Genomic DNA, 13,111 nt, shown 5'->3' on the forward strand with positions numbered 1-13,111 from the left:
GGCCTCAGGGTTTGTTGGCGATCAGCGAAATCACTTCGAAATGCGGCGGGCGCTTTTCTCGGGTGACCGTTTCCAGGTTGGAGACCTGCAGGCCGGCCTTGTCGACGAACTTCTTCAGTTCCTTGTCGCTGAAGCCGAGGTTGACGTGGCCATAGGCATCGACCGCGGCCTTGTGTTCGTGGCGGGCCAGGCTGCACAGCAGCAGGCGACCGCCCGGACGCAGCACGCGCGCGGCCTCGGTGACCGCCTGCGCCGGCTTGCTGGCGTAAGTCAGGGCGTGCATCAGCACGACCAGGTCGAAGCTGCGGTCCTTGAAGGGCAGGGCATGCATGTCGCCCTCGCGCACTTCCACGTTGGGCAGGCGGCGCAGGCGTTCGCTGGCGGCGGCCACCACGCGCGCGCTGGTATCGATGCAGACGTAACGACGGGCATGGGGGGCGACCAGTTCGGCCAGCACACCGTCGCCGGAAGCGATATCCAGCACGTCGCCGGTTTCCAGCAACGGCAGCGCAGTGCGGGCCAGTGCCTCCCAGGTGCGGCCCGGAGAATAGTGGCGCTCCATGTCGCCGGCCACGCTGTCGGCCCAGTTCTGGTCGGCAGCGCGGTGGGCGAGCACCGCCGCGACCCGTTCAGCATCCTGGCGCAGCAACGGGTCGTCGCTTCCGTTGCTCAGGGCATGCCACAATGCACGTTGCGCCGGGTCCAGCTGGGCTTCGTCGAAGCGGTAGTAGGCCGACACGCCCGCACGGCGGTCGCGCACCAGGCCGGCTTCCTTCAGGCGCGCCAGATGCGTGGACACCCGCGGCTGTGCCAACCGGGTGATGGCCGAAAGCTCCGCCACGGTCAGCTCTTCCTGCTCCAGCAGTGCCAGCAGGCGCACGCGGGTGGCGTCGGCGAACACCTTCAGGCGAGTCGACCAGTCTTCCAGATCCATAAATATCTACCTATCGCGATATAGAGATATATTCGCCGACCACACCCCTTCCGGTCAAGTCGCAGCTCCCCGCGAGTCAGCCGCCGATGCCCCGCCCCCGGTACAATTGGAAGACCTGGGCGCGCCGCGCGCGGCCCATAACATCATGTACCCGGGAGGGTGTTGTGGATTTCAGCTTTACCGAAGAGCAGTTGATGCTGCAGGACGTGGCGCGTCGCATCGCGCAGGAAAAGATCGCCCCGAGCGCGGAGCACCACGATCGCACCGGCGAATTCCCGTTGGACAACATCCGCCTGCTGGGCGAGAACGGCCTGATGGGCATCGAAGTGCCGGCCGAATACGGCGGCGCAGGCATGGACCCGATCGCGTACGTGCTGGCGATGGTGGAGGTCGCCGCCGGTGATGCTGCGCATTCGACCATCATGTCGGTCAACAATTCGCTGTTCTGCAACGGCATCCTGACCCATGGCAGTGAAGCGCAGAAGCAGAAGTACGTGCGCGCGATCGCCGAAGGCGAGGCCATCGGTGCATTCGCACTGACCGAGCCGCAGTCGGGTTCGGACGCCACTGCGATGCGTTGCCGTGCGATCAAGCAGGCTGACGGCAGCTATGTCATCAACGGCAAGAAGAGCTGGATCACCTCCGGCCCGGTGGCCAAGTACATCGTGCTGTTCGCGATGAGCGAGCCGGACAAGGGCGCGCGTGGCATCACCGCCTTCATGATCGACACCGACAAGGCCGGTTTCGGTCGCGGCAAGACCGAACCGAAGCTGGGCATCCGCGCCTCGGCCACCTGCGAGATCGAGTTCAACGACTACGTGGCGCAGCCGGAAGACGTGCTGGGCCAGGAGGGCGAGGGCTTCAAGATCGCCATGGGCGTGCTCGACGCCGGTCGCATCGGTATCGCCTCGCAGGCGATCGGCATCGCGCGTGCCGCCTATGAGGCGACCCTGGAATACGTCAAGGACCGCAAGGCCTTCGGTGCGGCCATCGGTACCTTCCAGATGACCCAGGCGAAGATCGCCGACATGAAGTGCAAGCTGGATGCGGCGCTGCTGCTGACCCTGCGTGCCGCATGGGTGAAGGGCGAGGGCAAGCGCTTCAGCAACGAAGCCGCCATCGCCAAGCTGACCGCATCGGAAGCAGCGATGTGGATCACCCACCAGGCGGTGCAGATCCATGGCGGCATGGGCTATTCGAAGGAAATGCCGCTGGAGCGCTACTTCCGTGATGCCAAGATCACCGAGATCTACGAAGGCACCTCGGAGATCCAGCGCCTGGTAATCGCCCGCAACGAAACCGGGCTGCGTTGATTCTCCCGTGCCGCGCCGCTGCAATGGCGGCGCGGCAGTAGATCCACGCCATGCGTGGATGCGCTGTTCTCTGGCCATCTGTAGAGCCGAGCCCATGCTCGGCTCCGGTACAAGCAGCCGAGCATGGGCTCGGCTCTACAGGGCGGCAACCCGCGTAGCGCCATCGGACCTGTCGTTGCTTGGGTAGATGCCAACCTTGGTTGGCATGGATTCAAAAGCGGCAAGAAAAAAGGCCCCGGATCGCTCCGGGGCCTTTCTCGTTTCAGCTAACCGCTGGATCAACGATCCGGACGGTGGGCAGCATCCGCATCACGCTGGCGCTCCATGAACTCCTTCGACGGTTCATCCAGCTTGTCGCCCAGCATGCGGCGCACGACCACGAAGAACACCGGGATCATCAGCAGGCCGAGCAGGGTGGCGAACAGCATGCCACCGATCACGCCGGTGCCGATCGCGTGACGCGAGTTGGCGCCCGCACCGGAGGAGATCGCCATCGGGATGACGCCCATGATGAACGCAAACGACGTCATCAGGATCGGGCGGAATCGCAGGCGCGCCGCTTCGATGGTGGCATCGCGCAGGGTCTTGCCCGCCGCACGCTGCTCCACCGCGAACTCCACGATCAGGATCGCGTTCTTCGCCGCCAGGCCGATCACGGTGATCAGGCCGATCTTGAAGAACAGATCGTTCGGCAGGCCACGCATCATCGATAGGGCCAGTGCGCCCAGCACGCCGAGCGGTACCACCAGCAGCACCGCCACCGGGATCGACCAGCTTTCATACAGCGCGGCCAGGCACAGGAAGACGACCACGATGGACAGCACCAGCAGCAGCGTCGCCGCGTTGCCGGCCAAGATTTCCTGGTAGGACATGCCCGACCAGTCGTAGCCGAAGCCCGCCGGCAGGTCGTCGTTGACGATGCCTTCCATGGTCTGCATCGCTTCACCCGAGCTGGTGCCCGGTGCCTGCGAACCGACGATGTTGATCGCCGAGTAGCCGTTGTAGCGGCTCAGCGACGGCGGCGCCGACACCCATTCGGACTTGACCACCGTGTTGAGCGGGATCATCGCACTGGTGCCATCGGCATTGGTGGTCAGGCTGGACGGGCTGTAGAAGCTCTTCAGCGATTCCTGGCCGGTGCGGTACGGACCATCGGCCTGCATGGTCACACGCTTGATGCGGCCTTCGTAGAAGAAGTCGTTGACGTACACCGGGGCCAGCATCAGCTGGATGGTGCTGTACACGTCCGACACCGACATGCCCATCGACTGTGCCTGCACGCGGTCCACGTGCAGCTGCAGCTGAGGTGCATTTTCCAGGCCGTTCGGGCGCACGCCCACCAGGTGGTCCGGCTTCTGCGCGGCCTGGCCGAGCAGGATGTTGCGCGCCTGCGTCAGCTGTTCGTAACCGGCACCGCTGCGGTCCTGCAGCCACATGTCGAAGCCACCGAACTGGCCAAGGCCCTGCACGGTCGGCAGGTTGACCACGAAGATCTGCGCTTCCTTGATGCCGTAGAACGCGCCGTTCATGTTCTGGATGAATTCCGGAGCAGTGAACTTGCGCTCTTCCCACGGCTTCAGGCGGATGAAGCCCATACCCACGTTCTCGCCGGAACCGACGAAGCTGAAGCCGGCCACCTGCAGCATGCCTTCATAGCCATCCTGCTTTTCCAGGATGCCACGCATCTGTGCGAACGCTTCGTTGGTCTGGCTCTTGGTCGAGCCCGGCGGCAACTGCACGATGGCCAGTGCGTAGCCCTGGTCTTCTTCAGGCAGGAAGCTGCCCGGCATGCGGGTGAACAGGAAGCCACACAGCGCGGTCAGCACCACGAACAGGATCATCCAGCGCGGTGCATGGCGCACTGCGGAGGTGATGTGGCCCACATAGGTGTGGCTGATCTTGTCGTAGTACTTGTTGAAGGTGCGGTAGACGATGTTCGGGTTGTCGTTGTGCGTCGGCTTCAGGAACGTCGCGCACAGCGCCGGGGTGAAGCCCAGGGCCAGGAACGCCGAGAACGCCATCGAGATGGCGATGGTCAGGGCGAACTGCTTGTAGATCTCACCGGCCGCACCGCCCTGCAGGGCCGAGGGGATGAACACCGCCGCCAGCACCACGGTGATGGCCACCACAGCACCGGTGATCTGGGTCATCGCCTTCTGCGTGGCCGGCTTCGGCGCCAGGCCTTCCTCGGTCATGATGCGTTCGACGTTCTCGATCACCACGATCGCGTCATCGACCACGATGCCGATCGCCAGCACCATCGCGAACAGGGTCAGCTGGTTGATCGTGAAGCCGATCATCCACATGCCCAGGAACGTACCCAGCAGGGCCACCGGGATGACCAGCGTCGGGATCAGGGTGGCGCGGAAGTTCTGCAGGAAGATCAGCATCACCAGGAACACCAGCAACACGGCTTCGAACAGGGTCTTGACCACTTCCTGGATCGAGATCTTGACGAAGGTGGTGCTGTCGTACGGCGAGAACCAGGTGACGCCGGACGGGAAGCTGGGCTGCAGCTCGTCCATCTTGCCGCGCACGGCCTCGGCCACGTTCAGGGCGTTGGCACCCGGCAGCAGCTGGATCGCGAAGGCGCCGGTGGGCTTGCCGTTGTACTGGGTATCGAAGCCGTAGTTGTTGGCACCGAAGGCAACACGGGCGATGTCCTTCAACAGCACGCGCGAGCCATCAGCATTGGCCCGCAGGATGATGTTCTCGAACTCCTGTGGCGAACTGAAGCGGCCTTCGGCCGACACCGTGGCAGTGAAGTGCTGGCCTTCCGGCGATGGGTCAGAACCCAGTGCGCCGGCGGCGAACTGCACGTTCTGCGCGCGTACCGCCGCCAGCACCTGGCTGGCCGACAGGCCATAGCCCTGCATCTTTTCCGGGTTGAGCCAGATGTTCATGGCGTACTCGGAACCGAACTGCTGGGTGCTGCCGACGCCGGGAATACGCGAGACCTGGTCGAGCACGCGCGAACCAACGATGTCGTTCAGCGCGTCGCGGTTGATGGCCGGCGTATCGGACTGCAGGGCCACCACCATCAGGAAGCCGGCGTTGGCCTTGGCCACCACCACACCCTGTTGGGTCACTTCTGAAGGCAGTCGCGGCGTGGCCAGCGAGACCTTGTTCTGCACCTGCACCTGGGCGATGTCCGGATCGGTACCCGTCTCGAAGGTCAGGGTGATCGAGGCGCGGCCGTTGGACGCGGACGAGGAGCTGAAGTACAGCAGATGATCGATACCGGTCAGCTGCTGCTCGATCACCTGGGTGACCGACTTCTCCGTGGTGTCCGCGCTCGCGCCCGGGTAGGTGGCCGAGACGGTCACCTGCGGCGGGGCGATGTTGGGGTAGGACTCGACGCCGAGGTTGAGGATCGCGATCACGCCGCTGAGCGAGATCAGGATCGCCACCACCCAGGCGAAGACTGGATGTTCGATGAAAAATTTAGGCATGACGGAAGGTCCCGTTACTGCTTGTTCGATTCGGTGGCGGCCGGCTCGGCCTTGTCGGCCTGGTCAGCCTTGGCCGGTGCCTTGGCGTCGGCCGGAGCCGTGGCAGCCGCGCCCGGGGCAGCAGCGCCGGCGGCAGGCTTGCCGTTGGCGTCCTGGCCCGGGGTCCACGGCTTGGCCGTGGCCGGCGTACCTTCCTTGACCTTCTGTACGCCGGCGACGACCACCTTGTCACCAGCGGCCAGGCCTTCGCTGACCAGCCAGTTGCCGTTCTGCGCGCCGTCGGTCTTGACGTTCTTGCGTACGACCTTGCCGTCGGCGCCCACCACCATCACATAGCCGCCGGTGGTATCGCGCAGCAGCGCCTGCTGCGGCACCAGGTAGGCGTTGTTGCGCTCGCCCAGGTTGGCCTGGAAGCTGACGAAGGCGCCCGGCAGCAGGATCTTCTGCGGGTTCGGCAGTACCGCACGCAGCGACACCGCGCCGGTAGCCGGGTCGACCGTGGTCGAGGAGAAGTCCAGCGTGCCCGGCTCGCTGTAGGTGCTGCCGTCGGCCAGCTTGACGTTGACCGTCGCCTTGCCGTCGCCGGACAGGGCCAGGGTGCCCTTGGCCTGCTGCGCACGCAGCTGGGTCAGTTCATCCACGCTCAGCGAGAAGTTCACGTACAGCGGATCGAGCTGGTCCACGGTGGTCAGCAGGGTCACATCACCCTGGCCGACCAGCGCGCCTTCGGTCACCTGCTGCTTGTTGGCCACGCCACTGATCGGGGCAGTGACGCTGGTGTAGCCCAGGCTGATGCGGCTGCTGGTCACCGAGGCTTCGGCCTGCTTGACCGCGGCCAGCGCGGTGCGCTCGGCCGACTCGGCGTTGTCCAGGTCGGCCTTCGATACGAACTTCTGCGGTGCCAGCGAACGGGCGCGGTCAGCGGCGACCTTGGCGTTGGCGTAGGTCGCGCGGGCCGACGCCAGCTGGGCTTCGGAGGCACTGAGCGAGGCACGCAGCGGCGCCGGATCGATCAGGAACAGGGTCTGGCCCTGCTTGACCTCGCTGCCTTCCTGATAGACGCGCTTGAGCAGCACGCCGGGTACGCGGGCGCGCACATCGGCGCTGCGGAACGGCGACAGGCGACCGACCAGCTCGCGCTGCAGCGGCAGGGTCTGCGGCTTGGCGTCGATCACGCCCACCTCCGGCGGTGGGGGCGTCGGCTGTTCCGGCTTCTTGCAGGCCGCTACGGCGACAGCGACGGCGCACGTCAAGGCAAGGGTGCGGAGTGGGGCGGTCATCAGGAGGAACTCCGGGGTTGGTTTGAAGGCGGGGCCGGCGAAGGCTGCGGCGCGAATGCGCGCAGGAAGCCATCGACGGAGAACTCTGCCCAGCGCCGACGCAACGCTGCGTCATCACGATGGGGGGTATGGAAGCGCTGTTTGTCGAAATCCTGACCGGCGATCATGCTCAGCAGCAGTTCGGCCATGAAGTGCGGGTCGTCATGCCGCAGCAGACCGCGACTGCAAACGGTTTCAATCCATTCAGCAAGATGAAGCGTCAACGCACCGGCGCCATGCCGGTACAGCGTACGCGCCTCTTCGGGAAACTGTGCAGCATCGGCGGCGATCAGGCGGCAGGCCTGGCCGACGTGGGGCTGGTTGAAGTGCTCCAGGAAGTCGGTGGCGAACTGCAGCAGGCTGCCACGCAGGTCGTCACCGCGGAGTGCACGCAGCATGGCGCCGGTCGCGTGACCGACGTGGCGCTGCATCACCCGCCGCAGCAGGGCCTGCTTGTTGCCGTAGCGCGAGTACAGGGTCTGCTTGGAACAGCCAGCATGCTGGGCGACCGCGTCCATGCTCATCTGCATGCCCTGCTGGGCGAGCAGCTCGCGCACGGCATCGAACACGCGCTCATCACGCGCATCGAGGGCGACAGGAAGGTAGGCCGGATTCACGCGGTGGACTATACCGTCCAGTTCAGGATTGTGGAATCGCGCCGATGTTGCCGCATGTGTCTTCCGGTAACACGTTTTGCCGATCCTGTCGGCAACGCTGTGCGACCTCGATGCCCATACCGGTGCGAACTGAATAGGGCATCTAAACCGCAGCAAACCCGAATGTGGTTATTCCGTCCTGCAGCAAGGCCTTTTCGTGCGGTAGGGCTACAATTTCATTTTCCCAACTGAGCAAGCGCGCCGCTCTGCCATGAAACCGCAAAAAACCGCAGCCAAGACCGTGAAAAACAAAAGCAAACCAGTTGAGTCGGAGGTCGCAGTGACCGCTGGTTTCTCCCTGGAGCCGGTGTACACGGCCTTGCGCAAGCGTTACCCCGCGGCCGCTCAGGCCGAGGCAGTGGCATTTGCCTCCAGCTTCTACAAGCGCATGGAGGCCGACGAGTTCCCCCATCACAGTGCTGAGGAATGGGCTGCGCTTGCCGCCGAAACGCTGGAATTCGCCCGCGCCCGCAAGGCCGGCAAGGCCAACGTCCGCGTGTTCAACCCGACGGTGAAGGCAAACGGTTGGGAGTCGCCGCACACCGTGCTGCAGATCATCAACGACGACATGCCGTTCCTGGTCGACACCGTGACCATGTCGTTGGCCGAGCACGGCGTTGGCGTGCATGTACTGGGCCATCCGGTGCTGCAGTTCACCCGTGACAAGGCCGGCAAGTTGACCAAGGTCGGCGAGGGTGCGCTGGAGTCGGTGATGCTGCTGGAGATCGACCGCCAGCCGGCCGAAGCCATGGCCGCCATCGAGCAGGCCATCAACAAGGCGCTGGATGAAGTGCGTGCGATCGTGCGCGACTGGCAGCCGATGAAGGACAAGGCGCTGGCGCTGGCCGACGACCTTGGCAGCCGCCAGCTGCCGGTCGACGACGCGTCGCGCAAGGAAGCACAGGAGTTCCTGCGCTGGGCCGCCGACAACCACTTCACCTTCTTCGGCTACCGCGAGTACCGCGTCGAGAAGCAGGGCAAGGAAGACGTGCTGGCGCCGTTGAACGACACCGGCCTGGGCCTGATGCGCGGCAAGGACAAGTCCGCCGCCCGTCCGGTCAAGACCCTGGCCGCGCAGGGCCTGAACACCACGTCCGGTTTGAAGGACGCGCTGATCCTGACCAAGACCAATGCCCGTTCGCGCGTGCATCGCGCCGGTTACATGGACTACATCGGCGTGCTGGAATTCGACGCCAAGGGCAAGATCATCGGCGAGCAGCGCTTCCTCGGCCTGTTCACCTCCAGCGCCTACAACCGTCGCCCGTGGGAAATCCCGCTGGTGCGCCAGCGCCACGAGCACGTGATGAAGCAGTCGGGCCTGGCTCCGGCCAGCCACAGTGGCAAGGCCCTGCGCCACATCCTGGAAACCCTGCCGCGCGAAGAACTGTTCCAGTCCAGCGAGGACGAACTGTTCCGCACCGCGATGGGCGTGCTGGGCCTGCAGGAGCGCGTGCGCAGCCGCCTGTTCCTGCGCCGCGACAAGTACAGCCGTTTCATCTCCGCGCTGGTCTACCTGCCGCGCGAGCGCTTCAACACCGATGTGCGCCTGCGCATCGAAGCGATGCTGAAGGACGCGCTGCACGGTGAGTACGTCGACAGCTCGGTGGTGCTGGGCGAGTCGCCGCTGGCCCAGGTGCACCTGATCGTGCGCCCGAAGCCGGGTGAGATGCTCGACGTCGATACCGCCGAACTGGAGCAGAAGCTGGCCCAGGTGCTGCGCAACTGGCAGGACGATCTGCGCGAAGCGCTGGTCACCCGCCACGGCGAGACCGAAGGCCTGCGCATCGCCGCCCGTATCGGCAAGGCGCTGCCGGCCGGCTACATCGAAGACAACAGCACCGCTGTTGCCGCCAACGATGTCAGCCAGCTCGACGCCCTGACCGGCCCGGACGACCTGCGCCTGAGCCTGCAGGCCGTGCCGCGCGAAAGCGGCGATGGCCTGCGCCTGAAACTGTATCGCCAGCTGGACGACATTCCGCTGTCGGACGCGCTGCCGATGATGGAAAACATGGGCCTGCGCGTGATCGCCGAGCGTCCGTACCGCCTGTCGGTCGACAACGCCCCGGTGTACGTGCAGGACTTCGAGGTCGAGTCGACCGCCGGCGCGATCGATGCCGCCAGTGTCGATGAAGCCTTCGGCGAGACCTTCGCCCGCGTCTGGCACGGCGATGCCGAGAACGACGGCTTCAATCGCCTGGTGCTGGCTGCCGGCCTGCACTGGCGCCAGGTCGCCATGCTGCGTGGCTACTGCAAGTACCTGCTGCAGACCGGCGTGCCGTTCTCGCAGGCCTATGTGGAAGGCACCTTCGCCCGTTACCCGCTGCTGGCCCGCCTGCTGGTCGAGCTGTTCGAAGCCCGCTTCGATCCGGCCACCGGCCACGAAGGCAAGGAGGACATCGCGGCCGGCCAGGCCCAGCTGAAGGCGCACTTCGATGTGCTGGCTGCCGGCGACGACGCCACCCTGAAGGTGCTCAAGACCGTGGTCGACGCCCGCAAGGGTGACCGCGACGCGCAGATGCAGGCCGCGCGCGATGCGCTGCTGAAGCTGATGGACCGCGTGTCGAGCCTGGACGAGGACCGCATCCTGCGCTCGTTCATGGGCGTGATCGACGCGACCCTGCGTACCAGCTACTACCAGACCGATGCCAACGGCCAGCACGGCCATGTCATCAGCTTCAAGTTCGATTCGGCGCTGGTGCCGGACCTGCCGAAGCCGCGCCCGTACCGCGAGATCTTCGTCTACGGCCCGCGCGTGGAAGGTACCCACCTGCGCTTCGGCGCGGTCGCCCGTGGTGGCCTGCGCTGGTCGGATCGTCGCGAAGACTTCCGTACCGAGGTGCTGGGCCTGGTCAAGGCGCAGATGGTCAAGAACACCGTCATCGTGCCGGTCGGCGCGAAGGGCGGCTTCTTCGCCAAGACCCCGCCGGTGAATGGTGACCGCGACGCGATCTTCGCCAACGGCGTGGCCTGCTACAAGCTGTTCATCCAGGGCCTGTTGGACATCACCGACAACATCGTCAACAACAAGATCGTGCCGCCGGTGGATGTCGTGCGCCACGACATGGACGATCCGTACCTGGTGGTGGCCGCTGACAAGGGCACCGCGACCTTCTCCGACATCGCCAACGGCCTGGCCATCGCGCACGGCTTCTGGATGGGGGATGCGTTCGCCTCCGGTGGCTCGGTCGGTTACGACCACAAGGGCATGGGCATCACCGCACGCGGTGCGTGGGAGTCGGTCAAGCGCCACTTCCGTGCGCTGGGCCGTGACAGCCAGACCCAGGACTTCACTGCGGTCGGCGTCGGCGACATGTCCGGCGACGTGTTCGGCAACGGCATGCTGCTGTCGCGCCACATCCGCCTGGTGGCCGCGTTCGACCACCGCCACATCTTCCTGGACCCGAACCCGGATGCGGCCACCACGTTCGTCGAACGTGAGCGCCTGTTCACCGTGCCGCGTTCGAGCTGGGCGGACTACGATGCCAAGCTGATCAGCAAGGGCGGCGGCATCTTCCCGCGCACCCTGAAGTCGATCGAGATCACCCCGCAGGTGCGTGAAGCGCTGGGCCTGGACGAGAACGTCAAGGCGCTGTCGCCGAACGACCTGATGAGCGCGATCCTGAAGGCACCGGTCGACCTGCTGTGGAACGGCGGCATCGGTACCTACGTCAAGGCCGCCAGCGAGCAGCACAGCGATGTCGGCGACCGCGCCAACAACGCGCTGCGCGTGAACGGTGGCGAGCTGCGCTGCAAGGTGGTGGGCGAGGGCGGCAACCTGGGCATGACCCAGCTGGGCCGCATCGAAGCTGCCCAGGCCGGTGTGCTGCTCAACACCGACTTCATCGACAACTCGGCCGGTGTCGATACCTCCGACCATGAAGTCAACATCAAGATCCTGCTCAACGACGTGGTGCGGGCCAAGAAGCTGACCGTCGAGCAGCGCAACAAGCTGCTGGCGTCGATGACCGACGAAGTCGCCGCGCTGGTGCTCAATGACAACTACCGCCAGAACCAGGCCTTGAGCCTGATGGAGCGGATGGCAGTCAAGCGCCTGGGTTCCAAGCAGCACTTCATCCGTACCCTGGAACAGCAGGGCCTGCTTGATCGCCAGATCGAGTTCCTGCCGTCCGATGCCGAGCTGTCCCAGCGCAAGGCGCGTGGCCAGGGCCTGACCCGTCCGGAACTGTCGGTGCTGCTGTCCTATTCCAAGCTGGTGGCGTTCGCCCAGCTGCTGGATTCGGACATCCCGGAAGATCCGTACCTGTCCAAGGAACTGCAGCGCTACTTCCCGACCCCGCTGCAGAAGAAGTACGCCGACGCGATGGAGCGTCACCGCCTGAAGCGCGAAATCATCGCCACGGCCGTGACCAACCAGACCATCAACCGCATGGGCGCCACGTTCCTGATGCGCATGCAGGAAGACACCGGCCGCACCATTGCCGAGGTCGCCAAGGCCTACACCATCAGCCGTGAAACGCTGGATGCACGCGCGCTGTGGGCGCAGATCGATGCCCTCGACGGCACTCTGCCGGAGTCGGTGCAGATCGATGCACTGGAAGTGATCTGGAAGCTGCAGCGTTCGTTCGTGCGCTGGCTGCTGTCCCGCCCGGGCCCGATGCCGGGCATCACCGAGGCGGTCAACCGTTACCAGGGACCGTTCAACGACATCCGTGTTGCTTCGGGTGTGCTGCCGGATTCGCAGCGTCCGACCTACGAAGCCCTGGTGGCCGAGTGGAAGGAAAAGGGCCTGCCGTCGGCACTGGCACAGCAGCTGGCCGAACTGCACTTCCTGGAGCCGGCGTTCGACATCATCGAACTGGCCCGCACCCGCAAGCTGAAGCCGGTGGACGTCTCCAAGATCCACTTCCGCCTGGGCGACGCGCTGCAGCTGCCGTGGCTGTTCGAGCAGATCGACGCGCTGGAGGTCAACGGGCGCTGGCACGCGGTGGCACGTGGCGTGCTGCGCGACGAACTGGCGGCACACCACCGCAGCCTGGCTGGCCAGGTGCTGGCCACCAAGGGCAGCACCGCTGAAGCCAAGGTGGCTGCATGGATCGGTCGTGATGACAGCAGCCTGCGCTTCACCCTGGCGATGCTGGCAGAACTGGCCGAGCAGAAGACCCTGGACTACCCGACCGTTTCGGTCGCAGTCCAGCGCCTGGGTCAGCTTGCTGCCCACGGCGCGTAACTGAAGTAGTGCCAGGCCACGCCTGGCATGCGTGAACCGGAACGGCCCCGCGAAAGCGGGGCCGTTCTGTTTCTGCCCTTGACCTTTGCGACCACCTGACCCGACGCCGGCCGTTAACCTGCCAGGTGGATGACCGGCATATCCGCCGGGACCGTGAGCGCCATGGATGGCGCGATCGAGCCCCCAGGGACGGGTTTACGGCGTGTCCCGGCGGATATGCCGGTCATCCGCCACGCGGGGTCCATCCCC

General features: G+C 65.3%; 6 protein-coding genes. 2 read left to right on the forward strand and 4 right to left on the reverse strand.

The genetic code is table 11. From position 1 onward, the window contains the following. Positions 1-4: 4 nt before the first annotated feature. Positions 5-934: a metalloregulator ArsR/SmtB family transcription factor gene (locus HUT07_RS06670; RefSeq protein WP_025876836.1), complete on the reverse strand. Its 930-nt coding sequence runs from the start codon at positions 932-934 to the stop codon at positions 5-7. A gap of 164 nt (positions 935-1,098) precedes the next feature. Here HUT07_RS06670 and HUT07_RS06675 point away from each other — a divergent pair, with 164 nt between their 5' ends. Then, a complete protein-coding gene (locus tag HUT07_RS06675) occupies positions 1,099-2,247 on the forward strand; it encodes an acyl-CoA dehydrogenase family protein (RefSeq protein ID WP_176020263.1) in 1,149 nt (382 codons plus the stop codon). 278 nt (positions 2,248-2,525) lie between these two features. Here HUT07_RS06675 and HUT07_RS06680 read toward each other — a convergent pair whose 3' ends face one another. Genes HUT07_RS06680 through HUT07_RS06690 form a run of 3 tightly spaced genes read right to left on the reverse strand, consistent with a single transcriptional unit; the run spans position 2,526 to position 7,635 of the window. Then, positions 2,526-5,699, reverse strand: coding sequence for a multidrug efflux RND transporter permease subunit (locus HUT07_RS06680; RefSeq protein WP_176020264.1), 3,174 nt, complete (start codon positions 5,697-5,699; stop codon positions 2,526-2,528). Positions 5,700-5,713: 14 nt separating this feature from the next. Continuing rightward, a complete protein-coding gene (locus HUT07_RS06685; RefSeq protein WP_176020265.1) occupies positions 5,714-6,979 on the reverse strand; it encodes an efflux RND transporter periplasmic adaptor subunit in 1,266 nt (421 codons plus the stop codon). Beyond that, complete coding sequence (locus HUT07_RS06690; protein ID WP_176020266.1) at positions 6,979-7,635, reverse strand: TetR/AcrR family transcriptional regulator; 657 nt, start codon at positions 7,633-7,635, stop codon at positions 6,979-6,981. The genes HUT07_RS06685 and HUT07_RS06690 overlap by 1 nt, the downstream gene beginning before the upstream one ends. Positions 7,636-7,885: 250 nt before the next feature. Between HUT07_RS06690 and HUT07_RS06695 the strand changes: the two genes are divergently transcribed. Continuing rightward, positions 7,886-12,862, forward strand: coding sequence for an NAD-glutamate dehydrogenase domain-containing protein (locus HUT07_RS06695; RefSeq protein ID WP_176020267.1), 4,977 nt, complete (start codon positions 7,886-7,888; stop codon positions 12,860-12,862). Positions 12,863-13,111 lie beyond the last annotated feature (249 nt).

This window comes from Stenotrophomonas sp. NA06056 (genome assembly GCF_013364355.1).
Lineage (GTDB): Bacteria > Pseudomonadota > Gammaproteobacteria > Xanthomonadales > Xanthomonadaceae > Stenotrophomonas.

Coding starts and splice junctions, on each gene's coding strand:
- HUT07_RS06695 (WP_176020267.1), top strand. CDS start 7,886: ATGAAACCGCAAAAAACCGCAGCCAAGACCGTGAAAAACAAAAGCAAA.
- HUT07_RS06680 (WP_176020264.1), bottom strand. CDS start 5,699: ATGCCTAAATTTTTCATCGAACATCCAGTCTTCGCCTGGGTGGTGGCG.
- HUT07_RS06685 (WP_176020265.1), bottom strand. CDS start 6,979: ATGACCGCCCCACTCCGCACCCTTGCCTTGACGTGCGCCGTCGCTGTC.
- HUT07_RS06670 (WP_025876836.1), bottom strand. CDS start 934: ATGGATCTGGAAGACTGGTCGACTCGCCTGAAGGTGTTCGCCGACGCC.